We start from the raw sequence: 23,915 nt of genomic DNA, 5'->3' as shown, positions 1-23,915 counted from the left end.
CCGATGAGGAGAGCCCCGACCATGTCCCACCCTTCCCAAGACAGCCAGGCTGACCGCATCGCCCGCCTGGAGGAGCATGTCGCCCATCAGGCGCATACGATCGAGGAGCTTTCCGACCAGCTCGCCGAGCAATGGCGCGTCGTCGAGCAGCTGCGGTCGAAGCTCGACCGGCTCACGGAACGTTTCCTCGCATTGGAAGAGGGGTCTCTCGATGCCCCGGCCATCACCCGCCCGCCGCATTATTGAGCATGCAGGACGGAATCGGCCCGCTTGCGACGATGCAAGCGGGCCGTTCGATGGGCCTTAGTAGGGGCAGGTCTCGTCCGACATGTAGTCGTGCACCTGTACCGCGCCGGAGATGATGTCGGCGCGCGCCTTGTCGATGGCGGCCTTCATTTCCGGGGTGATGAGCGGGGCATTGTTCTCGTCCATGGCGACGTCGACGCCGTTCTCCTTGAGGCCGAGCACGTTGACGCCGGGCTGGAACTTGTCGTCCTTGGCCGACATGAAGGCATCGTAGACGGCGACGTCGACGCGCTTGACCATCGAGGTCAGCACCTTGCCCGGATGCAGGCCGTTCTGGTTGGAATCGACGCCGATGCCGAGCTTGCCTGCATCGGCCGCGGCCTGCAGGACGCCGACGCCTGTGCCGCCGGCAGCGTGGTAGACCACGTCCGAACCCTGGTCGAACTGCGACTTGGCGATCTCGCCGCCCTTGACCGGGTCGTTCCAGGCATCCGGCGTCGTGCCCGTATAGGCTTCGAGGACGTTGTAGTCGGAACCGAGCGACTTCACGCCGCCGATATAGCCGCAGGCGAACTTGTGGATCAGCGGGATGTCCATGCCGCCGACGAAGCTGACGGTCTTGGTCTTGGACGCCATGCCGGCGAGGATGCCGGCGAGCCAGCCGCCCTCTTCCTCCTTGAAGACGACCGAACGGACGTTCGGCTTGTCGAGGACCATGTCGATGATGGCGAACTTGGTGTCGGGATATTCCGCCGCGACCTTCTCGAGCTGCGCGGCCCAGGAGAAGCCGGCCATGACGATCGGGTTGTTGCCGTCGCTGGCGAAGCGGCGAAGGGCCTGCTCGCGCTGCGCGTCGTTGGCGATTTCGAAATCGCGGTATTCGATGCCCGTCTCGGCCTTGAACTTTTCCGCGCCGTTGAAGGCCGCTTCGTTGAACGACTTGTCGAACTTGCCGCCGAGGTCATAGATGATCGCCGGCTTGATGTCCGCGGCGAGCGCGCTGGCCGACATGGCGGCCGTGGCAAGAAGGGTGAGAAGGGTTTTTTTCATTGTGCAGCCCTGTTCGCTATTGATCTTATAGGGACCTTCCGCGCAGCGCATGACAGGCGCGCGACGGAGCCACCGACCCGTTGCCTTGGGTCAGGCTGGCGGCATCCTTGCACGCCTCACGAAAAAATTCACCAGAAATTTTTCAGTTGGTAAAAAATGCGGGACCACCGCGACCGGAGGTGGAAAACCTCGTTCGCGGTGGCCCGAACCTGTTGAAAACGCTGGCTATGCTCAGCCGATGGCGCAGGAGACGCCGGTGCCGCGCAAGCCGCAATAACCGCCCGGATTCTTGGCGAGATACTGCTGGTGCACATCCTCGGCGAAGTAGAACGGCCCGGCCGCGGCGATCTCCGTGGTGATGCGATCCGTCCGCCCCGCCGCCGTCAGCGCCGCCTGGTAGACGTCGCGCGCATGCCGTGCCGTCTGAAGGTCCGCCTCGTTCTCGAGATAGATCGCCGAGCGGTAGGTGGTGCCGATATCGTTTCCCTGGCGCATGCCCTGGGTCGGGTCGTGCGCCTCGAAGAAGGCCTTCAAAAGGGTTTCGAGAGAGACCTCGGCGGGGTCGTAGACGACGAGCACCACTTCCGTATGGCCCGTCAGGCCGGTGGTCGTCTCGTGATAGGTCGGGTTGGGCGTGAAGCCGCCGGAATAGCCGGCCGCCGTCACCCACACGCCGGGGATCTGCCAGAGCAGCCGCTCGGCGCCCCAGAAGCAGCCCATGCCGAGCAGCACGGTCTTGAAGCCCGCCGGATAAGGCCCCTTCAGCGCGCGCCCGTTGACGAAATGCGTGGCGGATGTCGGGATGGGCGCGTCGCGCCCGGGAAGGGCCGCCTCGGGCGCGGGCATGACGGTCTTCTTGTTGAACATGTCGATCAGGAACATCGGGGTCTCCTGCAGGGATCTGGTTTCAGGCCGTGAAGCGGCCCGCGACGGGCGGCCGCTTGTAGGCGACCGCCCAGAAGAACAGCGACAGCGCCAGGAGCACCGCGAAGGCGGGCTGCGAGAGCACCCACAACGCGGCCGGATCCCAGGCATAGGGGAACTTGCGCATGATGCCGTCGGCGACGAGGGCGATCGTGTCTGGGCTTGCCGTGCTCCAGGCGACGGCGAGCGGCGTCAGCACCGGTTCGGAAGCCGAGACGGACTGGATCGCGTCGATCGTGCCCGCCATGACGGCGATGACGAGGGCAACCAGACTGAGGGCTCTGAGCACGAACCGTATCATCGCACCCTCCCGGTGCCGCCTGCGAGCTGGAATCCGCTCCGCTTCATTCCTGCCTATAGATAGGAAGACGGCCCGGTTTGCGCAATCCTTCGCGGCGGAACGAATAACCTTCAAGAATCTGTCAGAAAGCGGTTGATCCTGCGTGAAACCTCGGTATATATCGCGCCGTCTCGCCGGAATGGAAACAGGAAAGCGACCCGCGCCGGACTGACCACCGGCAGCGAGCGGACGGACAGGTGGCCGAGTGGTTGAAGGCGCACGCCTGGAACGCGTGTATAGGGGAAACTCTATCGAGGGTTCGAATCCCTCTCTGTCCGCCATCTCTCCCTCTCTTTGGTACCCTTCACACTCTCCACGGAACCGCATGCGGATTTCTCCCGATTAAACGGCTCCGCTGGGACGTCGTGGCTACGGGCGTCCATACGAGGCGGCGCCTCCTCGGATCGTGTCCGATGTCGATCCGGGGCAGGAACCTGCGCCGCGCCAGCGGCTCAAGCCAAAGAGGAATGAAATGAAAAAAGCTCACCTTCTTGCATTCGTCGTCGCCATGGCGGCTACTCCTTCCTTCGCCTGCACGGCAGAGGAAGCAACGGCAAAGGCGACTGAGGTTTCTCAGAAGATGCAGGACCTTGCTGCGAAGGATCCTCAGAAGGCGACCGAAGTTGCACAGAAGATGTCCGCCGCACAGAGCCAGGCCGTCACGGACCTGGAAGGCGCATGCAAGCTCTATGACGACATGCTGGCAGAGCTGGACTGATCCGGTTTCCGGTGGCGCCGATCCTTCGGCGCCGCCACCCCACCCGCCATCTGGCTGTAATCATCCCCCGCTATATCCCGCGACATGGGTCCTGAAGCCTCGATTCGAAGCTCTGCACGGACATGATCAACGCGCGTCGACGGGGTCGCCATGGTCAATATCGCGGTTGCCGGCATCGGTTATGTCGGTCTGTCCAATGCGGTGCTTCTTGCGCAGCACAATGGCGTGGTCGCCTATGATATCACCGGGCAGCGCGTCGAGGCGCTGAATGCCGGCGTCTCGCCCATCGCCGATGCCGAGATCGAGGATTATCTCCGCACGCGGCGGCTGCATCTGAGGGCGACGACGGACAAGGCTGAGGCCTTTCGCGAAGCCGATTTCGTCATCGTGGCAACGCCGACCAATTACGATCCCGAATACAACTACTTCGACACGGGCAGCGTCGAGGCCGTGGTCGAGGATGTCCGGCAGGTCAACCCGAACGCCACCATCGTCATCAAGTCCACCATTCCCGTCGGCTACACCGCGTGGCTGCGCGAGGCGCGCAAGGATGAGCGGATCGTCTTCTCGCCGGAATTCCTGCGCGAGGGCAAGGCGCTCTATGACAACCTCTATCCCTCCCGCATCGTCATGGGCGCGGATACGCCGGAGGCGCGGCAGTTCGCGGGGCTCCTGCAGCAGGGCGCGGTGAAGGAAGACGTGCCGGTGCTCTTCACCGGCTCGGGCGAGGCGGAGGCGATCAAGCTCTTCGCCAATACCTATCTCGCCATGCGCGTCGCCTATTTCAACGAGCTCGACAGCTACGCCATGACGCATGGCATCGACACGCGCCAGGTCATCGAGGGCGTCGGGCTCGATCCGCGCATCGGCGGGCACTACAACAATCCCTCCTTCGGCTATGGCGGCTATTGCCTGCCGAAGGATACCAGGCAGCTCCTCTCCAATTTCAGCGACGTGCCGCAGAACCTCATCCGTGCCATCGTCGATGCCAACACGACGCGCAAGGATTTCCTCGCCGCCGACATCGTCGGGCGCGATCCCGAGGTCGTCGGCGTCTATCGGCTCGCCATGAAGAAGGATTCGGACAATTTCCGCGAATCCTCCATCCAGGGCATCATGAAGCGCATCAAGGCGAAGGGCATTCCCGTCATCATCTATGAGCCGGATTTCGAGGAGGAGACGTTCTTCCGCTCGGAGATCGTCCGCGACCTCGACGACTTCAAGCGCCGTGCCGATATCATCATCGCCAACCGGCACTCGGAAGAACTCCAAGACGTCGCGGACAAGGTCTATACGCGCGACGTCTTCGGGCGGGACTGATCAGGCGAGCCAGACCGGCAGGCGCGGCGGCACGCGGCCGGTCAGCGCCGCCTCGATGCAATCGGCAAGATTGCCGAAGCGCACGGTGCGGCCGGAAAGGCCCGGGCCGTAATGGGCGTATTTGCCGGAATTGGTGATGAGCGTGCGCGTCTTCAGCGGGAAGACCGGCTCGGAAATCGAGCACCAGCAGAGATCCGGCAGGACCTGCACGCCGCTTGCCCTGAGGCGCGTGAGCACGTCGCCCGCCTCCGCCATGACGTCGCGGCCCGCCGTGACGATCACGGAAACGCTCTCGTACCGCTTGCGCCCGCCGAGCGCGTCGGCCAGCGCCCGGCATTCCGAGGCCGAGGCATGCGGGCTGCCGATGGCGACGAGTTCCACCTCGGCCGGCCCCTCGTTGAACATCGTCCAGACCTCGATCATGTCGGTGCGGGTGATGGACACCTTGTCGGCGTCAGTGGCGGCAGCGCCATCCGCTTCGGGCGTGACGCCCTCGATATGCAGCATCGGCGCGGCGGAGGTCGTGCCGAAGGCGGCGCAGAGGGCCTTCAGGTCGTCGCGCGTCGGCCTGGCGGCGGCAAGGCCGCGCAGCAGCGGGATGCGGTCGGGCGCGGCGCGGCCGGCGAGATATCCGACGAGGGGCCAGAAGGCGTCATCCACATTCTCCGGCAGTTCGACATCGATGATCCGCTTCGCCTTGCGATGCTCTTCGAGATAGACGCCGGACAGCGGCGCGCGGCCGGTCAGCGCGATGCAGAGGTCGAGGAAATCCGGGTGCTTGGCCGTGCGCGCGCCGAGCACGGTATTGGCGAAGATCACGGCATTGGATTCCGCCCAGGCGATGGCCTCGCCGGTTTTCGGCGCGCTGTCGAGGAGGTAGGGGGAACAGGTGAAGGTCGGCCGGCAGCCCATGCGCACATAGGCGTCGGCAAGGCGGGCGGCCGGATCGCCGAAATCGTGCGGCACGCCCTGCTTTTCCCAGTTGGCGCGGTCGACGGAAATGGCGTTCATCGTGGTCGGCACGCGCACCTTCGCGCCCATGTCGGCCATCTTCTCCGCGAAGGTGAGGTTGGCGGGGCTGGCATAGATGCAGCCGTCGATATGGCCCTGCACCACGTCGACGAGCTTCGTCGCGCCCTGCTGCGCGGCCATGGCGGCAGTGATGCGAAGCGCAAGCTGCACGGCGATGCCGTCGCGGCCGTCCAGCATGGCGCGGTCGTCCCCGGTGAGGTCGAGCGCGGCGGTGGCCGGCGGTGCGACGGGAATGGTGAGGCCATCTGCTTCGATGGAGGTCTCGCCGATCCGCGCCGTCTTCGCGCGACAGAGCGCGTCGAAGGCGTCATGCGACAGGCGCAGGACCGGCAGCGACTTGCCGAACATTTCCGCGGCGATCAGCGCGCCGAGCGTCAGCACGTCCTCGGCCTCGCTGAAGACCAGCGCGGCGGGGGCGCGGCCGGTCAGCGCGAGGTCCAGCAGCACGCCGGAGCCCGTGCAGGAACCGCGGCTCGACGGCATCATCAGGATGCCGCCGGTGATCGTCACGCCATGCAGCGGATGGTGCACGTCGATGACGCGGCCCGTCGCCGGATCGACGCCGCCCCAGAAGCTCAGCGCCTCCCCGGCGGCGATGATCGGGCCGGAGGCCGTTCCGGCGAGGATGCTGCGGGCGGAGAGGTCGGCCATGGGACGGATCCTTCGGCTAGAAGCGTTGCGGCGAGAAGGCGGCGATGTTGATCGCCGTCCTGCCATCGGTGAGGAGTTCGGCGACGAGGCGGGCCGTGCCGGCCGATTGCGTGAGGCCGAGATGGCCGTGGCCGAAGGCATAGACCACGCGCGGCGTCGCGCGGGCGGGGCCGATGGCCGGCAGGCTGTCCGGCAGCGAGGGGCGGAAGCCCATCCACTGCACGCCGCCCTCGGACTTGAGGCCGGGCAGGAAGGCGCGGGCCTTTTCCAGCATGGCTTCCGACCGGCGGAAGTTCGGCGGTAGCTTCAGTCCGCCGAGCTCCACCGCGCCGCCAACGCGGATGCCGGTCGAAAGCCGGGTGACGACGAAGCCATGGCCGCCGAAGGTGACCTGCGTGCGCAGGTCGAAGGCGTCGGCCGGCAGCGTCGTGTTGTAGCCGCGCTCGGTTTCAAGCGGGATGTTCTCGCCGAGCGAACGGGCGACCCGATGCGAGAAGGCGCCGGCCGCGAGCACGACCTTCTGCGCCCGCAGCGTGCGACCGTCCGTCGTGCGGATTTCGACGCCACCCTCGATGGGATGCAGGCTGGAGACCTCGGCGCGCTCGATCCGGCCGCCCCTGGCGCGAAAATGATCGGCCAGCGCCAGCGTATAGAGCTTGGGATCGGCGATGGAGTACCAGCCGGGCGTGAAGGTGCCGTGGGTGAAGCGCGGCGCAAGGCCGGGCTGGATTTCCGCCATCTCGGCGGCGTCCATGTGGCGGAACTCGATGCCGTGTTCGGCACGCGCCTTCCAGCCGGGCAGCGAGGCGTCGAGCTCGGCCTGGCTTTCATAGACCTGGAGATTGCCTTCCTTGCGCAGCATGGAGGCCGTGCCGGTCCCGGCGAGGAACGGCTCCAGCTCGGCCCTGGAAAGGTCCATCAGCGCGGTCTGCGCGGCGGTGGAATGGGCGACGCGGCTTGCCGAGCAGGCACGCCAGAAGCGGAACATCCACGGCGCGATCTGCAAGGCATAGGACGGCGGCACGGAGAGCGGCCCGAGCGGATCGAGCAGCCATTTCGGCGCCTTCTTCAGGATGCCGGGCGAGGCGAGCGGCAGGATGTCGGTGAAGGCGAAGGCGCCGGCGTTTCCAGCGGACGCGCCGGCGGCGGGTTCCTCGCGTTCGAGGACGGTGACGGCGAGGCCGCGGGCCTGCGCCGCGATGGCGGCGGAAAGGCCGACCACGCCGGCGCCGATGACGACGACGCCAGGCTCGATTTCAGTCTGCATCTTTGCCTCAGTGGGTGGCGGCGAGGAACGCCTGCAATTCCGGGTTCTTGGGTGCGCCGAACAGGTCCTCCGGCGGGGCGATCTCGGCCATCACGCCCTTGTGGAAGAAGGCGACGCGGTCGGAGACCTCGCGGGCGAACTTCATCTCGTGCGTGACGCAGATCATCGTCATGCCCTCGGAGGCGAGCATGCGCAGCGTGTCGAGCACTTCGCCGACGAGTTGCGGATCGAGCGCCGAGGTCACTTCGTCGAACAGCATGTAGGCCGGCGACATGGCGAGCGCGCGGGCGATCGCCATGCGCTGCTGCTGGCCGCCGGACATGCGGCTCGGATAGACCTTGAGCTTGTCGCCGAGGCCGACATGGGTGAGCTGCTTGACGGCCATCGCCTCGGCTTCGGCCTTCGACTGGCCGAGCACCTTCACCGGCGCCAGCATGACGTTCTCCAGCACCGTCAGGTGCGGGAAGGCGTTGAACTGCTGGAAGACGATGCCGAGCTTGCGGCGCAACTTGTTGAGGTCCGTGCCCTTGGCATGGACATCCGTGCCGTCGACGACGATGCGGCCGGCGTCGATGGTCTCGAGGCCGTTGATGCAGGTCAGCAGCGTCGACTTGCCGGAGCCCGAGCCGCCGATGATGGTCAGCACCTCGCCCTTCTGGACGGTGAGGTTGATCCCCTTCAGGACCTCGAGCTGGCCGAAGGATTTGCGGACGTTTTCGATCTCAATCATTGGACCACCGTCTTTCGAGATACCCGCCCAGCCGGGCGATGGGGAAGGAGATGATGAAATAGATGGCGCCGCAGATCAGCAGGATGAACAGCGGTTCCTGCAGGCGCGTGACGAGGATCTGCGAGGCGCGCAGGAGCTCGATCAGGCCGAGCCAGAGCACGAGCGCGGAATCCTTCATGACGCCGAGGGTCAGGCCGATCCAGGCGGGCAGCGAGACGCGCGTGGCGAGCGGGGCCACGATGTAGCGCATGTCCTGCCACCAGGTCATGCCCAGCGAGCGGGCCGCGCGGCGCGTGGTGGCCGGCACGGAGGAGATGCCGCCGCGCACGATCTCGGTGCAATAGGCCGCGGTATAGAGCGACAGCACCACGCAGGAGGTGGTGAAGGGCGCCCAGCCGAGCTTCATGATCGACTGCGCCGCATTGCCGAGCACGAGCTGGATGAGCAGCGGCACGGAACGGAAGATGTCGAGCAGGAAGGTGAGCGGCATCGACCAGTAGGGGCCGGCCTGGTTGCGGATGACGCCGAAGACGATGCCGAGCACGGTTCCGGCGAGGACGGAGACGGCGGTGACGGCAAGCGTCATCAAGGCGCCTTGCGCGAGGAAGCCGAGATCGGCCCAGGAGAGAGCGGTATCGAACATGGTTTACCCCTCTCAGTAGCGGAACATGCGCGCGGCGGCGAGGCGCGCCGCCAGCGTCACGATCTTGGCGATGACGTAGTAGATCACGGCCGCGAGCGCGAAGAACTCGAAGGTGCGGAACGAACGGGCGTTCAGTTCCTGCGTGATGCCGGCAAGGTCCGTGTTCATGCCGACGGTGACGCCGAGCGAGGTCATCAGGATCGCCCAGACCATCTGGTTGGTGGCCGGCAGGAAGGCGACGCGCAGCATCTGCGGCAGCACGATGTAGCGGAAGGCCTGCAGCGAGGTCATGCCGAGCGAGCGGCCGGCCCGCGTCTGCGTCTCCGGGATCGCCTTCAGCGCGCCGCGGAAGTTCTCCGCGAGATAGCCGGCATTGTTGAAGGCGATGCCGACCAGCAGCGCCGTATAGGGGCTGAGGTGGATGCCGAAATTGCCGAGGCCGAAATGGGCCATGTAGATCTGGAAGAGCGCCGGCGTGTTGCGCGCGATCTCGACCCAGGCCGTGGCGAAGCCGCCGAGGATGCGGTTGCCGGACAGGCGGAAGAGCGTCAGCGCGAGCGCGACCGCAACGCCGATGACCATGGACAGGATCGCAACCTGCAGCGTGACGAGCGCGCCGTCCAGCATCTGCGGCAGGGCCTTGAACGCCTGGTTCCAATGAAAGGAGTAACTGAACATTGCCGTCTCACCCTTTGAAACGACCGGCGGCGCGGAACGGGATGTTCCACGCCGCCGGGCAAGCGGCAGATTAGCGATAAACGCCGTTCACGGAGAGGTCCGGCACATCGCCGCCGACCCACTTTTCGTAGAGTTCCTTGTAGCGGCCGGTGCGAACCTGCTGGTTGATGAAGAGGTTCAGGTAGTTGATCAGGCCGTATTCTTCGCGATTGGTGAAGAGCGCGACATAGTCGATGTCGTAGGGCGCCTTGCCGACGACCGAGATGCCGGCGAACTTGCCGCTCTTGACGTTGGACTGGGCGACCGTGGAGGTGGAGACCGTCGCGTCGATCTGGCCCTGGCTGAGCGCGAGGAAGACGTCGGCCTGGGTCTGGTACGGACGGAACTCGCCGGCGCCCCATTCCTTGACCGACTTTTCGAGCGCGATGGCCTCGAACGTGCCGGCGGTAGCGCCGACCGTCTTGCCCTTCATGTCCTCGAAGGACTTGACGCCTGACTTGTCATTGGCCGTGACGGCCATTTCGAAGGCGAAGTAGGGGATCGTCATGCCGACGGTCTTGGCGCGCTCAAGCGTGTCGGAGGTCGAGGCGACGCCGACGTCGACGCGGCCGGACATCAGGGCCGGGATGCGTTCCGGGAAGGGCGTCTCGACGATCTCGGCCGTGACGCCGAGCGCCTTGGCGAGGTCGTTGCAGTAATCGACGTCGAAGCCGATCGGGTTGTTGCTCTCGTCGCGCGAGCCCATCGGCGGGAAGTCGAGGACGACGGCGCAGCGCAGCGTGCCGGACGAGATGATGTCGTCCAGCTTGTCGGCCTTGGCCGGGCTGGTCAGAGCGGTGGCGGCAACGAGGCCGAAGGCGAGGACCGAGGTCTTCTTCATAACTCTCTCCCTGGATTGGTCTGGCAGTTCACGCGGGCGGAGGTCCGTCCTGCGCCATGAGCGTAAACCCGTCCACTAAAATACAAAAAATATACAAAAAGTATATACCCAGGCCCTAAAAAAGTGGGAGCCGGGTCTCCCTTGCGGAAAACCCGGCTCCTGTCCAGCCAGCGGCTTGAATCAGTTGAGGAAATCCTCGGGCAGCAGGCCTTCCGGCATGTTCTGGTAGGAAACAGGGCGTAGGAAACGGCGGATCGACATGGTGCCGACGCTCGTCGCGCCGAAATTCGTCGAGGCCGGATAGGGCCCGCCATGCACCATGGAATCGACCACTTCCACGCCCGTCGGGAAGCCGTTGACCAGCACGCGGCCGGCCTTGCGCTCGAGGATCGGGCGCAGGCGCTTCGCATCGTCGAGGTCGCCGGCGTCCATGTGGATCGTCGCCGTGAGCTGGCCCTCGAAATTGCGGGCGAGCGTCTCCATCTCGCCGACCGAGCCGACGCGCACGACGAGGCCGAGCGGGCCGAAGACCTCTTCGGAGAGCGCGTGGTCGGCAAGGAACTGCTCGCCGGAGATCTCGAAGAGGTTCGGCAGCGCGTCGCGGCCGGCGGAGTCGGTGGTGAAGAGCGGCTTGACCGTGTTGCGGCTTGCAAAGCGCGCCTTGCCGTCCTGATAGGCCTTGGCGATGCCGTCGGTCAGCATGGTCTGCGCGCCGACCTTGCCGAGGGCTTCCACGGCGGCGGCCGTGAAGCGGTCGGCATCCGGGCCGTCGGCGACGATGGCGATGCCCGGATTGGTGCAGAACTGGCCGGCGCCCATGGTGAGGGAGCCCGCCCAGCCCTGGCCGAGGCCCTCGGCGCGGGCCTTCATGGCTTCCGGCAGCAGGAACATCGGGTTGACCGAGCCGAGCTCGCCGAAGAACGGGATCGGCTCGGGACGGGCGGCGCAGAGGTTGAAGAGCGCGCGGCCGCCGGCCAGCGAGCCGGTGAAGCCGACGGCCTTGATCAGCGGATGCTGCACGACGGCTTCGCCTACCTGGCGGTTGCCGCCCTGGATGAGCGAGAAGACGCCCGGATGCACGCCGGTCTTCTTGATGGCGGCAAGCACGGCCTCGGCGACGATCTCGCCGGTGCCCGGATGGGCCGAGTGACCCTTGACGACGACCGGGCAGCCGGCGGCGAGCGCGGCGGCGGTGTCGCCGCCGGCCGTCGAGAAGGCGAGCGGGAAGTTGGAGGCGCCGAAGACGGCGACCGGGCCGATCGGCCGCTGGACGAGGCGGATCTCCTGGCGCGGCGCCGGCTGGCGGTCCGGCAGGGCGGCGTCGAAGCGGCGGTCGAGATAGTCGCCCTTCTCGATATGGTCGGCGAAGAGGCGGAGCTGCCCGGTGGTGCGGCCGCGCTCGCCCTGGAGGCGCGCGACGGGCAGGCCGCTTTCCTCAGTGCCGATCTCGGTGATGGCATCCGCCCGGGCCTCGATCTCGTCGGCGATGGCGCGCAGGAACGCGGCCCGTTCGGCGCGCGAGGAATAGCCGTAGCTGAGGAAGGCTTCCTCCGCGGCTTCCGCGGCCTTGTTCACCAGCTCGACCGTGCCGACGGCGAAGGCATGCGCCGGGCCATGGGCCGGCGAGGAGGTGAAGGTGCCGTTGCCGTCCAGCCATTCGCCTGCGACGAGGTGTTTACCGTTGGGGGTGAAAGCCATTTGACGTACCTTTCTTGCGGAATGATGCTCGCCCGATATAGGAAGCGGCGGGGCGAATTGCACTTGTCGAAATCTTGTATACTCTATGTATGCAAATGTTCAATCGCCAACCTGCAAAGGTCGGCACCAGCCGTTGAAGAGAGAAAGATGACGCAAACCACCACTCTGTCGATTGCCGCGCTTCAGGAACGGGTCGAAGCCATCTTCCTGAAGGCTGGCCTGAACGGCGTGCAGGCCGGCGCGCTTGCCCGCGTCATCGTGGCCGGCGAGCGGGATGCCTGCAAGTCGCACGGCATTTACCGCATCGAGGGCGCGCTGCGCACCGTCAAGGCCGGCAAGGTCAAGCCGGATGCCGTGCCGGAACTCGACGGCAACGAGGGCTCGGCCATCGTCAAGGTCAACGCCAAGGGCGGTTTCGCCAACCCCGCCTTCGAGCTCGGCGTTCCCGCCCTTGCCGAGCGTGCCCGCAAGCTCGGCATCGCGGCGCTCGTCATCAACGACTGCACCCATTTCTCCGCGCTCTGGCCGGAAGTCGAGGCCGTGACAAAGGAGGGCCTTGCCGGCCTCGTCATGTGCCCGAGCTATGCGACGGTCGCACCGACCGGCGGCAACAAGCCGCTGCTCGGCACCAATCCCTTCGCCTTCGGCTGGCCGCGCCCGAACGGCGCGCCCTACGTCTTCGACTTCGCCACTTCCGTTGCCGCCCGCGGCGAGATCGAGCTGCACCGCCGCGCCGGCAAGCAGCTCCCGGAAGGCTGGGCGATCGACGCCGACGGCAACCCGACGACCGACCCGGAAGCCGCGCTTGCCGGCGCCATGCTGCCCTTCGGCGGCCACAAGGGCTCGGCCATCGGCACGATGATCGAGCTTCTGGCCGGCATCATGATCGGCGACCTGACGAGCCCGGAAGTGCTCGACTATCTCGGCACGACGACGCTCGCCCCCTTCCACGGCGAACTGATCATCGCCATGTCGCCGGAAGCCTTCGCCAAGGGCCGCCCCGGCGATCCCTTCGCCCGCGCCGAAAACCTCTTCGAGGCCATCGTCGGCCAGGGCGCGCGCCTTCCCTCCCAGCGCCGCTTCGTCGCCCGCACGAAGTCCGAAACGGAAGGCGTCACGTTGACGGCCGCCGAGATGGAACAGCTCGACCGCCTGCTGGACAAGGGCCTCGACGCGATCGCCTGATCGCGCCCTGCCTTCGCCTGCCGCCAAAAGAAAAGGCCCTCCGCGAGGAGGGCCTTTCAGTTTTCCGGCATGCCGCGCCCACCCGCTGTCGTCATCCTCGGCCTTGTGCCGAGGATCTGCCAACGCATTGAAAGAATGGAGACGTTACAGATGCTCGGGACAGGCCCGAGCATGACGGAGGAGAGGTCCCTGCACCTGCGCCAGGAATCAAAAAGGCCCTCCTTGCGGAGGGCCTTTCTCTCATTTGGGAAGGCTTGAAGCTCAGGCCTTGTACTTCTGCACGGCGCCCGGCAGCTTGCTCCATTCGGCATACCAGGTGTCGAAGAGCTTGAGCTGGGATTCGACATAGCCGCGCTGGCTCTCGGAGAGGGCGTCGGTCTCGTTGAAGTGCAGTGTGTATTCCTTGTCGCCCTTCAGCACCATCATGTGCTTGAAGTAGAGGACGAGGTCCGGGCCTTCGTCGAAGGACGAGAGGACGGCGAGCGCCGATTCCAGTTCCAGCGCGCGGGCGCGGGCGTCCGCGTCGCCCTTGGCGGCGGCCTGGGCGAGGGCGCACATGTGCAGCACTTCCTTCGGCAGCACGCAGCCGATCCCGGTGATTGCGCCGACGGCGCCGCAATCGACGAAACCGGTGAAGACGCAGGTGTCGACGCCGATCATCAGCGAGACGTCATCGTCGCGGCTGGTGATGTTTTCCGCCGCATAGCGCATGTCGGCGGCGCCGCCGAATTCCTTGAAGCCGACGAGGTTCTTGTGGTCCTGGCGCAGGGCGAAGAACAGGTCTGCGCGGGTGGCGAAGCCGTAATAGGGGCTGTTGTAGATGACGGCCGGCAGGTCCGGGGCAGCCGACAGGATCGCCTTGAAGTGGTTCTTCTGGGCGGCGACGACGGAGCCGCGGGAAAGAACGCGCGGGATGACCATGAGGCCCTGCGCGCCGACCTTCTGGGCATGGGCGGCATGGGCGACGGCCGAGGCGGTGTTGACGGCACCGGTGCCGACGATGACCGGGATGCCGGCCTTCCCGAGACGCTCGACGCCTTCCATGCGCTGCTCGTCCGTCAGAAGCGGCCAGTCACCCATGGAGCCGCAATAGACGACGGCGGACATGCCCTTCTCGATGAGCTCCTTGCCCTTGCGGACCAGCTGGTCGAAGTCCGGCGTGCGGTCGTCCTTGCAGGGGGTCATCAGGGCGGGAATGACACCGGAAAAAATCTTGGCCTTCATGTCGATCTCCTTTGGGGCGGTTCGGTCGGGTGGTGGGCCGGCACGATGCACGAAGCCTCCCCCCTCTCTCTCTCGATGATGGTTATAGCATCTTGTATTTTATTTGTCGACAAGAAAAATACACGACGATCACAAGTCGATGTCGAGCCTGTCGTTGCGGTTGAAGAGCTTCTGCACCTGCGCGACGATCGCCTCGGCATGGGCCTTGCCGAGCCGGTCCGCCTCGTCCAGGTCCCGCGCCTCGATGGCGGCGAGGATGGCGGCATGCTCGTCCACGAAAAGCTGCGGGAACTGCTCGTCGTAGGATTGGTAATAAAGCCGCAGGATCCTTCGGCCCTCGTCCAGCAGCCGGCGGAACAGGCTGGTGAAATAGGGGTTGCGGCCGGCCTCGGCGATGGCCGCGTGGAAGGCGGCGTTGGTGGCGATCATGCCCAGCGTGTCTCGCTCGGCGAGCGAGCGGGCGTAATCCTCGTGGAAGCCGCGGATGATGGCGATGTCTTCGGCGCGGTGGTACTGCGCCGCAAGCCGCGTCGTCACCCGGTACATCAGCACCAGCGCGTCGAAGAAGGTATGGAGGTTGAGGAAGTCGATATTCGCGACCATGGTCGAGCGGTTCGGCAGCGTCTCGATCAGCCCCTCGCCGGCCAGCCGCACCAGCGCCTCGCGGATCGGCGTGCGTGACATCTTGAACCGCTCGGCAAGCTGCACCTCGTCGATCGGGCTGCCGGGGGCGAGCTTCAGATCGAGGATCTCGTCGCGCAGCAGGTCATAGACCAGTTTGACGCCGGAGCCGCGCTTTCGCTCGGGCAGGGAGCTGGAATCGGTATCGGTCATTGAAAATCCTCTTGTCGACAAAAGAAATACAATTCTCTGCCTGCGCTATCAATCGTTTAAAGTGGGCATTTTGACGAAACCCTCGTCAAGCCCGCCCGGTGGGCGGAGGCAAAAGAAAAGGCGGGGTTTCCCCCGCCTGTTTCGCAATCGAGATGATGCGGCCCGCCGGCCGTCCCGCGGATGCGCCTATTTTGTGCCGTACATCCGGTCGCCGGCATCGCCGAGGCCGGGCACGATATAGCCCTTCTCGTTGAGCTGGCGGTCGATGGAGGCGGTATAGACCGGCACGTCCGGGTGATGCGCGCGGAAGCTCCTGATGCCCTCGGGCGCGGCCAGCAGGCAGAGGAAGCGGATATTCGTCGCGCCGCGGCTCTTCAGCGTGTCGATGGCGGCGATGGCCGAGTTGCCGGTCGCCAGCATCGGGTCGACGACGATGACGAGGCGCTCGTCGATGCTGTCCGGCGCCTTGAAGAAATATTCGACCGCCTCCAGCGTCTCGTGGTCGCGGTAGACGCCGATATGCGAGACGCGGGCCGAGGGCACCAGCTCCAGCATGCCTTCGAGCAGGCCGTTGCCGGCGCGCAGGATCGAGGCGAAGACCAGCTTCTTGCCTTCCAGCACGGGTGCGTCGATCTCCTCCAGCGGCGTTTCGATCCGCGCGGTGGTCAGCTCCAGGTCGCGCGTGACCTCGTAGCAGAGCAGCGTCGAGATTTCGCGCAGCAGGCGGCGGAAGCTGCCGGTCGAGGTTTCCTTCTTGCGCATGATGGTCAGCTTGTGCTGCACGAGCGGGTGATCGATGACTGTGACGCCGTCCATGGCCAACCTTCCGAAACTAAGTTATGCCTTCTTTTTCCACGGAACGGCCGGGACCTGCAAGAGAAGAGAACCGGCTGGAGGCAACATCCCCAGCCCGCTTGCGCCTCAAAGCGCGGAAAGAAGCCTCTGCCGGGTCGGCTCGTCGACGAAGGCCGCCTCGATGGCGGTCCGCGTCATGCCGAGGATGTCCGCGTCGCTGAAACCCATGATCGTCGAGGCGACCTCGTATTCGCGGGCAAGCGACGTGTGGAAGAAGGGCGGGTCGTCGGAATTGAGCGTGACGCGCACGCCCGCCTCGTGCAGCGCCCGCAGGGGATGGCTTTGGAAATCGGCAAAGACGCCGAGCGCGACATTCGATCCGGGGCAGACCTCCAGGACCACGCCCTCGTCCGCCAGCCGCTTCACCAGCGAGGGGTCCTCGATGGCGCGCACGCCATGGCTGATGCGCGAGGGGCGGACATGGTCGAGCGCGTCGCGCACGCTGAAGGCGCCGGAAAGCTCGCCCGCATGGATGGTTATGCCGAGGCCGGCGTCGCGGACGACGTCGAAGGCGCGGGTGAAATCGGCGACGCGGTGCATGCGCTCCTCGCCGGCAAGGTTGAAGCCGGTGACCAGCGGGTGCGGCCGGCGCGCGGCATATTCGGCGGCCCTGACCACCCGCTCCGGCCCGAAATGGCGGATGCCGACGATGAGTAGCCGCGTCTCGATGCCCGTCTTCGCCTTCGCCCGCTCCGCGCCTTCGGCAAGGCCGCTTATATAGGCTTCGGCGCCGATGCCGACGGCATCGCCCTGGTCCGGCGAGACGATCAGCTCGCTGTAGATGGCCCCGGCCCCGGCGATATCCGTGAGATAGGTTTCCGCGAGTAGCGCGTAATCCTCCTCCGTGCGGAAGAGATTGGCGGTCGCGTCGTAGCTGGCGACGAAGCTCGTGAAATCCTGCCAGGTGTATTCGCCGTCACGGATGAAGGCGGACGTGTCGATGCCGTAGCGCCGCGCCTGGGAGAGCGCGAGGGCAGGGGGCGTCGCGCCCTCGATATGGCAGTGCAGCTCCGCCTTGGGCATGGGTTCGGTCACAGGAAGCTCCTTCCATGCGGGCCGGGGGCGATGCCGAGGTGCCGGGCGATGCTCTCGCCGATATCGGCGAAGGTCGTGCGGGTTTCGAGGAGGCGCGAGCGGATGCCCGGGCCGAAGCTCATGATCGGGACGCGCTCGCGCGTATGGTCGGTGCCGCGCCAGGTGGGATCGCAGCCATGGTCGGCGGTGAGGATGACGATGTCGCCGGGCTTCAGCTTGCGGTCCACTTCCGGCAGGCGCCGGTCGAAGGCCTCCAGCGCCGCCGCATAGCCGGCCACGTCCCGCCTGTGGCCGTAGAGCATGTCGAAATCGACGAAATTGGTGAAGACCAGGTCGCCGTCCTTCGCCTCGTCCATCACGCGGAGCGTCGCGTCGAACAGCGCCATGTTGCCGTTCGCCTTGGCCAGCGTGCCGATGCCCTGGTGGGCGAAGATGTCACCGATCTTGCCGACGGCGTGCACCGTGCGGCCGGCCTCCGTCAGCCGGTCGAGCAGGGTCGGCTCCGGCGGCAGCACGGAATAGTCACGGCGATTGCCGGTACGCTCGAAGGTTTCCGGCGTCTCGCCGATGAAGGGCCGGGCGATGACCCGGCCGATGCGTCCGCCCGGCCGCGCGTCGAGGATCCCGCGCACCGTCTCGCAGAAGGCCAGCAGCCGGTCGAGACCGAACGAGCCCTCATGGGCGGCGATCTGGAAGACCGAATCGGAGGACGTGTAGCAGATGGGCTTGCCGGTACGCCGGTGCTCCACGCCATGCTTGGCGATGATGTCCGTGCCCGAGGCATGGCAATTGCCGAGGATGCCGGGCACCTTGCCGGCGGCGCAGATCGCTTCGACGAGTTCCGGCTCGAAGGCATCGCCCTCCGCGGGGAAGTAGCCCCAGTCGAAGGTGACCGGCGTGCCGGCGATCTCCCAATGGCCGGACGGCGTGTCCTTGCCGTTGGAGACCTCGCTGGCCGCGCCGTGATAGCCGAAGACGCGCGGCGGCACGTCCATGCCCGGCGGAAAGAAGCCGGTCGCCGCGCGCGCCGCATGCAGCAGCCCGAGCGCCGACATGTTGGGAAGGTGGAGCGGCCCCTGTCTCAGCCCCGGCCGGTCGGCGGCCCCTGCCGCGCAGAACTCGGCGATATGGCCGAGCGTGTTGGCGCCGAGATCGCCGAAGGCCGCCGCATCCGGTCCGCCGCCGATGCCGAAGGAATCGAGAACGAAGAGAAAAGCCCGCGCCATGTGTCACCCGTCGACTGTTCGCGCCGCCCGCTTGCGCGGCGGCTGGACTGTCTGACATGGCATGCCCGCCGAGCGCCGTTCAAGGAAAATCCGTGCCGGGAGGGCCGCGTCAGCAATCGCCGCAAGTGATTTCCGTGCCGGTGCGCTGGCGGAAATAGCTCGTCTTGGAGAGATTGATCTTGTTGATGTTCGAGGCCAGCCCCGGCGCCATCAGGAAGATCGTGTGCGGCACGGAGAATTCCGTGCGCACGATGAAGGTGCCCTTCGCGTCCATCTCGGTGGGAAGGGTCACCGGCGTTCCCTTGGTGTAGGGAACGGCGGATGCCTGGTCGCGCGACCAGGCGACGGTCGCCTTGCCGCTGCTGTCGATGGCGATGCCGGTGATCTTCAGCGTGTAGCCGTCCTGCGAGAAGGGCGCGACGATGTTCTTCGTGACGTCCTTCATCGAATCCAGCGTGGTCTTGTTCGTCGTTTCGGTCCGGGTGAGGAGATCGGAAACGGTGCTGGAGGCGCGGCTGATCTTGCGCGACATCGTTACGGCAACGGTGATCTCGAAGGCGCCGATATAGGTCATCAGGAGCAGCGGCGCGACGATGGCGAATTCGATGGCGCCGACGCCGCGGCGGTCGTCGACGAAGCGGCGCAGGTGCCGAAGGAGGCCCGATCCGGATCTGGACGTCGCCATGGTCTTGCCCATCACGGATAGTCCTCGTTCTGCATGATGACGGTCGCCACCATCAGGTAGTTCTGCCGCGAGCCGTCGGCGGCGCGGATGTTGGACAGGATCGGGCGGACGAGATCGGTTATGACGTCCCAGCGATAATAGGCGCGGACGATGTTGATCGTCTTCTTGCCGCCGGGGTCGAACTTGAAGTCCTTGGTACTGAGGTCGCCGTCGACGAGCGGCACGGTGGACGGAATGTCGGAATATTTGTCGAAATGGCGCACGTCGAGGAACAGCTTGTCCGGCTTTGCCGCCTCGGTCTTTGAGCAGGGCATCAGGATCTTGATCTCCTCGCAGAACGCCGTGCGGAACTGCAGCTCCGTGGTGGCGTTGGACGCGGCCGAGGCGGCGCGGATCTCGCCGGTGCGGATCTTGCGCGCCATCGTGTCGGTGGCGTTGGCGAGCAGCTGGTCGCCCATGAAGGCCACGAAGGTCTCGATCGAGGCGAAGACGATGACGAAGAAGGGAATGGCGAGGATCGCGAACTCGATCGCCGTCGCGCCGTCGCGGCGCCGGAGGAGGCGTCGGAACAGGCCCTTTGCCGGCCGCCGCCGGGGGGCTGTGTCGTGATCGAGCGGCATCGCGAGCGGTTCCCAAGGATCGAGAAGGCCAGACTAGGCGGCAGACCCTTTATATTTCGTGTGCGCGGACGTGAAGATTCGACCGGTTTCCCGCATCAGGACGCCCGAAGCGGGACTGCGGCTCAGTTGCTGCCGGCCGTCTTGCTGGCATGCTGCTCGCAATTGGGCGTGCAGGAGAGGACGGACCGGTCCGTCTGGCGGAAGACGCGCACCGTGTTGCCCTCGTCGATCGATACGAGGACGCGCTCGTCGACGATGGCGTTGCCGTCCGCATCGAGCAGCACGAGATTGGTGGTCCCGAAATTGCGGCCGGTCAGCACGATGGTCTGGGCATCGGCGACCGTCGCATCCGCCACCGCCGCATTGCCGACGATGACCTTGCTGACCGGGCGATCGAGCCGCAGGACGCGGGCGTGATCCATATAGACGCGCAGGAATTGCTCCTGCGCCCCTGCATCGGCGGCCGCCGACAGCAGCACGAAGGCGGTCGTCGCAAGCGTTGCTGCACCCGCAGCGAAGGTCCGGTCGCGTCCCATAAACAGTCATCCCGATGAAGAAACGCCCACAGCATCGCCAAGAATGGTGAATGAAGGTTTAAGCGGAAGGTCGGCATTCTCGATTCAACCCTGGCGCTCAGGGGGGCTCACTCGCGGCGAAAACGGCCGAAGCGGCGAAAGAGCGTGCAAATACCGGCATTTCACGAAGAATTAACCCTAAAACCAGCGTCCTCTTCTTAAGCTTCCATTAACCCAACTCCTTAAGTCGATGGAAATGGCCTGCCTGTAGGTTGCAGTCATCCGAACAACGGAAACAGTTGGCGGACGTGCTGAACCAACATCGTGGAGCTAGGAGAATACCATGACCAAGATTTTCGCTCGCCTTATGAAGGACGAGTCTGGCGCAACCGCCATCGAATACGGCCTGATCGCCGCCCTGATTTCCGTCGCCCTCATCACGGGTGCAACCGCCCTCGGCGGCTCGCTGAACAACACGTTCAGCGCTCTCTCTACCAAGATGCAGGCTACCGAGAACAAGTACTGATAGCCATCAGTGGTCAATGTTCGGAAAGCCGTCCTTTGTGAAGGGCGGCTTTTTGATTTTCAGATCATGTCTTTTCGGAACCGACGCATCATCGTCGAAAAAGGAGACCGTCGTGACGCAGGCTATCATTTTCGTCGTTTTCCCGCTCTGCCTTGCGGTTGCGGCCTGCTCCGACTTCTTCACGATGCTTATCCCCAACCGTGTCTCGGCGATCCTGCTGGCCTCCTTCCTTATCGTCGCCCCGCTCGCCGGTCTTGGTCTCGCCGACATCGCCACGCATCTTGCCGCTGGCTTCATCGTGTTCTCCGTCTGCTTTGCGCTCTTCGCCCTGAATGTCATGGGCGGCGGCGATGCGAAGCTGCTGACGGCGAGCGCCGTATGGTTCGGGCTGACCTTTTCTCTCTTCGAATTCCTGATCTACGTGTCGTTCTTCGGTGGCCTTCTGACTTTCGCCATCCTGTCCCTGCGCTCGCATACGAACGCGATCCTCGCCAGTGGCCTGCCCGTGCCCGGCCACATTCTTTCAGCGAAGAAGGTGCCCTACGGCATCGCCATCGGCATCGGAGCCTTCATGGCCTATCCCTCGTCCCCGCTGATGCTCGCCGCGCTCGGCGGCTGAGGACGTCAACCAGCCGTTAACCATAGCCGTAAGGCGCTTATTAACCATAATTACACCATTGCCGGTCAATGTGGGCTGACAGGAGATTCCGCAGCTCAGGGAAACCACATGAAACCGGCACGAATCATCATTCTGGCAGTCGCCGTCGTCTCGGCGGGCGTGGCAGGATTTCTTGCCTTGCAGGTTGCCCGCGGCGGCCCGTCGGTGATCGAGACGCAGACCGTCGTGGAGCGCGAGCCCACGATCAACGTGCTCGTCGCCAGGGAAAGCCTGCCGGTCGGCGCGCGGCTCAACCCCGATGTGGTCGCCTGGGCGGCCTGGCCGGAAGGCTCCGTCGTCGAAGGCTTCATCACCGACAAGAGCCGGCCGGATGCGATCGAGACCCTCAAGGGCGCCATCGCGCGCATGCCGATCTTCAACGGCGAGCCGATCCGCCAGGAGAAGATCGCCGACTCCTCCAGCCGCATCATGTCGTCGCTGCTTCCCGCCGGAAAGCGGGCCGTCGCGACGGAAATCTCGGTCGCGACCGGCGCCGGCGGCTTCATCCTGCCGAACGACCGCGTTGACGTCACCATGGTGCGCAAGGGCGATTCGGGCGCCTACCTCACCGAGACGATCCTGTCGAACGTCCGCGTCCTCGCCATCGACCAGCAGATCCAGGAAAATCCGGACGGTTCGAAGGCGGTCGTCGGCACCACCGCGACGCTCGAACTGACCCCCGACCAGACCAAGGTGATCGCCGTCGCCCAGCAGATGGCCGAGCGCCTGTCGCTGGCGCTCCGCAGCGTCGCCGACGCCCAGGAGGCCGATACCGGGGCGGCCGATTACCTGCTCAGCGGCGGCGAAGGCCGGCCGCAGATCCAGGTGATCAAGACCGGTTCGATCGTCAACGGCACGACTGCCGCCGCAACAGCACAGCAATGAGCAGGAGCTGACCCGTGTTTGGAATCACAAGGACTTTTCGGGCTTCTGTCGCGGGCGGGCTGAGCTTCTGCCTGGCCTTTGCCGGTTTCCCGCTTCCCGGCCAGGTCGCCGAGGCGGCAACCTCGTCGATCATCCGCATCCAGGAGAGCGGCGCGGGCGTGCGCAAGTCGGTGCGCCTCGGCCTCAACAAGGCCATCGTCGTGGACCTGCCGACCGACGCGCACGACATCCTCGTCGCCGATCCGGTCAAGGCGGATGCCGTCACGCGCACCTCGCGCCGCATCTATCTCTTCGGCAAGGAAGTCGGCCAGACCAACATCTTCGTCTTCGGGCCCAATGGCGAGGAGATCGTCAGCATCGACCTCAATGTGGAGCGTGATGTCAGCGGGCTGCAGACGCAGCTACGCCGCTTCATCCCCGATTCCAACATCCAGGTCGAGATCATCTCCGACAATATCGTGCTCTCCGGCTCCGTGCGTACGCCGCAGGATGCCACCCAGGCGGTCAATCTCGCGCAGATATTCCTCAAGGGCGGCGAAGCGACCACCCGCACGGTCGTCTCGCAGGGCAACAACGGCGATTCGGCGATCTTTGGCGAAGGGCGCCAGAGCTCGCAGGTCGTCAACATGCTGCAGATCGAGGGCGAGGATCAGGTCACGCTGAAGGTGACGGTCGCCGAAATCCGCCGCGAGGTTCTCAAACAGCTCGGTTTCGACAACACGTTCAGCCGCGTCAACAAATCCGGCTCCAGCCTGGATACCCTGGTTTTCAACGCTGCGGAGACCGGGCTCACCGGCAACATCGCGGGTAATATCGGCAAGTTCGGCATCGATGCCGCCCTGAGCGCGCTCGAACAGGCCAAGGCGATCCGCACACTGGCAGAACCGACGCTGACGGCGGTTTCCGGCCAGTCGGCAACCTTCAATTCCGGCGGGGAGAAGGTGTTCTACATCTCCGACCGCAACGGCGGCGTTACGACGACGACCTATCAATACGGCATTTCGCTCGGCTTCACGCCGACCGTGCTTTCCTCCGGCCGCATCGGCCTGCGCATCCAGACCAAGGTGTCGGAGCCGGTTGTCTCGGGGGCGAACACCGCGGAATACCGCCGCCGCGACGCCGAGACCGTCGTCGAGCTGCCGTCCGGCGGCTCCATCGCGCTGGCCGGCCTCATCCGCGACGATGTCCAGCAGACCGTGTCCGGAACGCCGGGCGCCTCCAAGGTGCCGGTCCTCGGCGCGCTGTTCCGCAGCAAGTCCATCGAGCGCAACGAGACGGAACTGGTGATCATCGCCACCCCCTATCTCGTCAAGCCGGTGAACCGGAACGCGCTGGCCCGGCCGGACGACAATTTCAATCCGGCGAATGACGCGGCGAGCGTCTTCCTCGGCCAGGTGAACCAGCTCTACGGCAGGAAGAACGGCCTGCCGGCCCAGCGCTACGAAGGTAGCGTCGGCTTCATCTACAAGTGAACGGGTGCGACGTGACGA

General features: G+C 65.5%; 26 protein-coding genes and 1 tRNA gene. 9 read left to right on the top strand and 18 right to left on the bottom strand.

The window, feature by feature from the left end; genetic code table 11:
- The first annotated feature begins 21 nt into the window (after window positions 1–21).
- Window positions 22–246, top strand: coding sequence for a SlyX family protein (locus ACZ1A1_RS18235; protein ID WP_463621017.1), 225 nt, complete (start codon window positions 22–24; stop codon window positions 244–246).
- A 57-nt stretch (window positions 247–303) separates the two neighbouring features.
- Here the strand turns inward: ACZ1A1_RS18235 and ACZ1A1_RS18230 are convergent, their stop codons facing one another.
- From ACZ1A1_RS18230 to ACZ1A1_RS18220, 3 genes are all read right to left on the bottom strand, one after another.
- Complete coding sequence (locus ACZ1A1_RS18230; RefSeq protein ID WP_313195732.1) at window positions 304–1,296, bottom strand: BMP family lipoprotein; 993 nt, start codon at window positions 1,294–1,296, stop codon at window positions 304–306.
- A 231-nt stretch (window positions 1,297–1,527) separates the two neighbouring features.
- On the bottom strand, window positions 1,528–2,178 hold the full coding sequence (msrA, locus tag ACZ1A1_RS18225; RefSeq protein WP_463621016.1) for a peptide-methionine (S)-S-oxide reductase MsrA: 651 nt from the start codon (window positions 2,176–2,178) through the stop codon (window positions 1,528–1,530).
- 25 nt (window positions 2,179–2,203) lie between these two features.
- Entirely contained in the window at window positions 2,204–2,518 is a 315-nt protein-coding gene (locus ACZ1A1_RS18220) for a hypothetical protein (protein WP_313195748.1), read from the bottom strand.
- Window positions 2,519–2,751: 233 nt separating this feature from the next.
- Between ACZ1A1_RS18220 and ACZ1A1_RS18215 the strand changes: the two genes are divergently transcribed.
- The 3 genes from ACZ1A1_RS18215 (at window position 2,752) to ACZ1A1_RS18205 (ending at window position 4,598) form a co-directional block, all read left to right on the top strand.
- Window positions 2,752–2,841: transfer RNA gene (locus ACZ1A1_RS18215), tRNA-Ser, on the top strand.
- A gap of 125 nt (window positions 2,842–2,966) precedes the next feature.
- Window positions 2,967–3,278 (top strand): hypothetical protein, encoded by a 312-nt coding sequence (locus ACZ1A1_RS18210; protein WP_463621015.1) that lies wholly within the window; start codon window positions 2,967–2,969, stop codon window positions 3,276–3,278.
- 150 nt (window positions 3,279–3,428) lie between these two features.
- On the top strand, window positions 3,429–4,598 hold the full coding sequence (locus ACZ1A1_RS18205) for a nucleotide sugar dehydrogenase (protein ID WP_463621014.1): 1,170 nt from the start codon (window positions 3,429–3,431) through the stop codon (window positions 4,596–4,598).
- Here ACZ1A1_RS18205 and lhpI read toward each other — a convergent pair whose 3' ends face one another.
- The 7 genes from lhpI to ACZ1A1_RS18170 form a co-directional block, all read right to left on the bottom strand.
- Window positions 4,599–6,281, bottom strand: a complete 1,683-nt coding sequence (gene lhpI / locus ACZ1A1_RS18200; RefSeq protein WP_463621012.1) for a cis-3-hydroxy-L-proline dehydratase — start codon at window positions 6,279–6,281, stop codon at window positions 4,599–4,601.
- A 16-nt stretch (window positions 6,282–6,297) separates the two neighbouring features.
- The gene (locus tag ACZ1A1_RS18195; protein WP_463621011.1) at window positions 6,298–7,548 is read right to left on the bottom strand and encodes an NAD(P)/FAD-dependent oxidoreductase; all 1,251 of its coding nucleotides are present in this window, start codon (window positions 7,546–7,548) and stop codon (window positions 6,298–6,300) included.
- Between the two features lie 7 nt (window positions 7,549–7,555).
- Window positions 7,556–8,278: an amino acid ABC transporter ATP-binding protein gene (locus ACZ1A1_RS18190; RefSeq protein ID WP_415215778.1), complete on the bottom strand. Its 723-nt coding sequence runs from the start codon at window positions 8,276–8,278 to the stop codon at window positions 7,556–7,558.
- Complete coding sequence (locus tag ACZ1A1_RS18185; RefSeq protein ID WP_463621010.1) at window positions 8,271–8,921, bottom strand: amino acid ABC transporter permease; 651 nt, start codon at window positions 8,919–8,921, stop codon at window positions 8,271–8,273. The genes ACZ1A1_RS18190 and ACZ1A1_RS18185 overlap by 8 nt, the downstream gene beginning before the upstream one ends.
- A gap of 12 nt (window positions 8,922–8,933) precedes the next feature.
- Window positions 8,934–9,599, bottom strand: coding sequence for an amino acid ABC transporter permease (locus tag ACZ1A1_RS18180; protein WP_463621009.1), 666 nt, complete (start codon window positions 9,597–9,599; stop codon window positions 8,934–8,936).
- Between the two features lie 70 nt (window positions 9,600–9,669).
- A complete protein-coding gene (locus ACZ1A1_RS18175) occupies window positions 9,670–10,479 on the bottom strand; it encodes an ABC transporter substrate-binding protein (RefSeq protein WP_463621008.1) in 810 nt (269 codons plus the stop codon).
- A gap of 180 nt (window positions 10,480–10,659) precedes the next feature.
- A complete protein-coding gene (locus tag ACZ1A1_RS18170; protein WP_463621007.1) occupies window positions 10,660–12,177 on the bottom strand; it encodes an aldehyde dehydrogenase (NADP(+)) in 1,518 nt (505 codons plus the stop codon).
- Window positions 12,178–12,324: 147 nt separating this feature from the next.
- Between ACZ1A1_RS18170 and ACZ1A1_RS18165 the strand changes: the two genes are divergently transcribed.
- The gene (locus ACZ1A1_RS18165) at window positions 12,325–13,362 is read left to right on the top strand and encodes an Ldh family oxidoreductase (RefSeq protein ID WP_463621006.1); all 1,038 of its coding nucleotides are present in this window, start codon (window positions 12,325–12,327) and stop codon (window positions 13,360–13,362) included.
- Window positions 13,363–13,623: 261 nt separating this feature from the next.
- Here ACZ1A1_RS18165 and ACZ1A1_RS18160 read toward each other — a convergent pair whose 3' ends face one another.
- The 8 genes from ACZ1A1_RS18160 to ACZ1A1_RS18125 all read right to left on the bottom strand — a co-directional run bounded on the left by ACZ1A1_RS18160 (window position 13,624) and on the right by ACZ1A1_RS18125 (window position 20,377).
- Window positions 13,624–14,586 carry a dihydrodipicolinate synthase family protein gene (locus tag ACZ1A1_RS18160; RefSeq protein ID WP_463621005.1) on the bottom strand — a complete coding sequence of 321 codons (963 nt, stop codon included), beginning with the start codon at window positions 14,584–14,586 and terminating at the stop codon, window positions 13,624–13,626.
- Between the two features lie 129 nt (window positions 14,587–14,715).
- Window positions 14,716–15,420 (bottom strand): GntR family transcriptional regulator, encoded by a 705-nt coding sequence (locus tag ACZ1A1_RS18155; RefSeq protein ID WP_415215783.1) that lies wholly within the window; start codon window positions 15,418–15,420, stop codon window positions 14,716–14,718.
- Between the two features lie 186 nt (window positions 15,421–15,606).
- Window positions 15,607–16,236, bottom strand: a complete 630-nt coding sequence (upp, locus tag ACZ1A1_RS18150) for a uracil phosphoribosyltransferase (protein ID WP_064332141.1) — start codon at window positions 16,234–16,236, stop codon at window positions 15,607–15,609.
- Between the two features lie 105 nt (window positions 16,237–16,341).
- Window positions 16,342–17,298 (bottom strand): adenosine deaminase, encoded by a 957-nt coding sequence (locus ACZ1A1_RS18145; protein ID WP_463621129.1) that lies wholly within the window; start codon window positions 17,296–17,298, stop codon window positions 16,342–16,344.
- An 8-nt stretch (window positions 17,299–17,306) separates the two neighbouring features.
- Window positions 17,307–18,536 (bottom strand): phosphopentomutase, encoded by a 1,230-nt coding sequence (locus ACZ1A1_RS18140; RefSeq protein WP_463621004.1) that lies wholly within the window; start codon window positions 18,534–18,536, stop codon window positions 17,307–17,309.
- A gap of 109 nt (window positions 18,537–18,645) precedes the next feature.
- Entirely contained in the window at window positions 18,646–19,221 is a 576-nt protein-coding gene (locus ACZ1A1_RS18135; RefSeq protein ID WP_415215786.1) for a TadE/TadG family type IV pilus assembly protein, read from the bottom strand.
- An 11-nt stretch (window positions 19,222–19,232) separates the two neighbouring features.
- Window positions 19,233–19,841, bottom strand: coding sequence for a TadE/TadG family type IV pilus assembly protein (locus tag ACZ1A1_RS18130; protein WP_463621003.1), 609 nt, complete (start codon window positions 19,839–19,841; stop codon window positions 19,233–19,235).
- 122 nt (window positions 19,842–19,963) lie between these two features.
- The gene (locus tag ACZ1A1_RS18125) at window positions 19,964–20,377 is read right to left on the bottom strand and encodes a pilus assembly protein N-terminal domain-containing protein (RefSeq protein ID WP_313195508.1); all 414 of its coding nucleotides are present in this window, start codon (window positions 20,375–20,377) and stop codon (window positions 19,964–19,966) included.
- Window positions 20,378–20,699: 322 nt separating this feature from the next.
- On the opposite strand from ACZ1A1_RS18125, the gene ACZ1A1_RS18120 reads away from it, so the two are divergent.
- The 4 genes from ACZ1A1_RS18120 to ACZ1A1_RS18105 all read left to right on the top strand — a co-directional run bounded on the left by ACZ1A1_RS18120 (window position 20,700) and on the right by ACZ1A1_RS18105 (window position 23,897).
- Window positions 20,700–20,882, top strand: a complete 183-nt coding sequence (locus ACZ1A1_RS18120) for a Flp family type IVb pilin (RefSeq protein WP_463621002.1) — start codon at window positions 20,700–20,702, stop codon at window positions 20,880–20,882.
- A gap of 112 nt (window positions 20,883–20,994) precedes the next feature.
- Window positions 20,995–21,501, top strand: coding sequence for an A24 family peptidase (locus ACZ1A1_RS18115; RefSeq protein ID WP_463621001.1), 507 nt, complete (start codon window positions 20,995–20,997; stop codon window positions 21,499–21,501).
- A gap of 108 nt (window positions 21,502–21,609) precedes the next feature.
- Entirely contained in the window at window positions 21,610–22,425 is an 816-nt protein-coding gene (gene cpaB, locus ACZ1A1_RS18110; RefSeq protein ID WP_415215790.1) for a Flp pilus assembly protein CpaB, read from the top strand.
- A 14-nt stretch (window positions 22,426–22,439) separates the two neighbouring features.
- Complete coding sequence (locus tag ACZ1A1_RS18105) at window positions 22,440–23,897, top strand: type II and III secretion system protein family protein (protein WP_415215791.1); 1,458 nt, start codon at window positions 22,440–22,442, stop codon at window positions 23,895–23,897.
- Window positions 23,898–23,915 lie beyond the last annotated feature (18 nt).

The sequence above is a fragment of the Shinella sp. R2-11 genome, from assembly GCF_055330205.1.
This window is presented reverse-complemented; position numbering and strand designations above follow the sequence as displayed.

Coding starts and splice junctions, on each gene's coding strand:
- ACZ1A1_RS18125 (WP_313195508.1), bottom strand. CDS start 20,377: ATGGGACGCGACCGGACCTTCGCTGCGGGTGCAGCAACGCTTGCGACG.
- ACZ1A1_RS18205 (WP_463621014.1), top strand. CDS start 3,429: ATGGTCAATATCGCGGTTGCCGGCATCGGTTATGTCGGTCTGTCCAAT.
- ACZ1A1_RS18180 (WP_463621009.1), bottom strand. CDS start 9,599: ATGTTCAGTTACTCCTTTCATTGGAACCAGGCGTTCAAGGCCCTGCCG.
- lhpI (WP_463621012.1), bottom strand. CDS start 6,281: ATGGCCGACCTCTCCGCCCGCAGCATCCTCGCCGGAACGGCCTCCGGC.
- ACZ1A1_RS18165 (WP_463621006.1), top strand. CDS start 12,325: ATGACGCAAACCACCACTCTGTCGATTGCCGCGCTTCAGGAACGGGTC.
- ACZ1A1_RS18130 (WP_463621003.1), bottom strand. CDS start 19,841: ATGCCGCTCGATCACGACACAGCCCCCCGGCGGCGGCCGGCAAAGGGC.
- ACZ1A1_RS18145 (WP_463621129.1), bottom strand. CDS start 17,298: ATGCCCAAGGCGGAGCTGCACTGCCATATCGAGGGCGCGACGCCCCCT.
- ACZ1A1_RS18170 (WP_463621007.1), bottom strand. CDS start 12,177: ATGGCTTTCACCCCCAACGGTAAACACCTCGTCGCAGGCGAATGGCTG.
- ACZ1A1_RS18140 (WP_463621004.1), bottom strand. CDS start 18,536: ATGGCGCGGGCTTTTCTCTTCGTTCTCGATTCCTTCGGCATCGGCGGC.
- upp (WP_064332141.1), bottom strand. CDS start 16,236: ATGGACGGCGTCACAGTCATCGATCACCCGCTCGTGCAGCACAAGCTG.
- msrA (WP_463621016.1), bottom strand. CDS start 2,178: ATGTTCCTGATCGACATGTTCAACAAGAAGACCGTCATGCCCGCGCCC.
- ACZ1A1_RS18190 (WP_415215778.1), bottom strand. CDS start 8,278: ATGATTGAGATCGAAAACGTCCGCAAATCCTTCGGCCAGCTCGAGGTC.
- ACZ1A1_RS18230 (WP_313195732.1), bottom strand. CDS start 1,296: ATGAAAAAAACCCTTCTCACCCTTCTTGCCACGGCCGCCATGTCGGCC.
- ACZ1A1_RS18155 (WP_415215783.1), bottom strand. CDS start 15,420: ATGACCGATACCGATTCCAGCTCCCTGCCCGAGCGAAAGCGCGGCTCC.
- ACZ1A1_RS18185 (WP_463621010.1), bottom strand. CDS start 8,921: ATGTTCGATACCGCTCTCTCCTGGGCCGATCTCGGCTTCCTCGCGCAA.
- ACZ1A1_RS18160 (WP_463621005.1), bottom strand. CDS start 14,586: ATGAAGGCCAAGATTTTTTCCGGTGTCATTCCCGCCCTGATGACCCCC.
- ACZ1A1_RS18235 (WP_463621017.1), top strand. CDS start 22: ATGTCCCACCCTTCCCAAGACAGCCAGGCTGACCGCATCGCCCGCCTG.
- cpaB (WP_415215790.1), top strand. CDS start 21,610: ATGAAACCGGCACGAATCATCATTCTGGCAGTCGCCGTCGTCTCGGCG.
- ACZ1A1_RS18120 (WP_463621002.1), top strand. CDS start 20,700: ATGACCAAGATTTTCGCTCGCCTTATGAAGGACGAGTCTGGCGCAACC.
- ACZ1A1_RS18175 (WP_463621008.1), bottom strand. CDS start 10,479: ATGAAGAAGACCTCGGTCCTCGCCTTCGGCCTCGTTGCCGCCACCGCT.
- ACZ1A1_RS18195 (WP_463621011.1), bottom strand. CDS start 7,548: ATGCAGACTGAAATCGAGCCTGGCGTCGTCGTCATCGGCGCCGGCGTG.
- ACZ1A1_RS18135 (WP_415215786.1), bottom strand. CDS start 19,221: ATGGCGACGTCCAGATCCGGATCGGGCCTCCTTCGGCACCTGCGCCGC.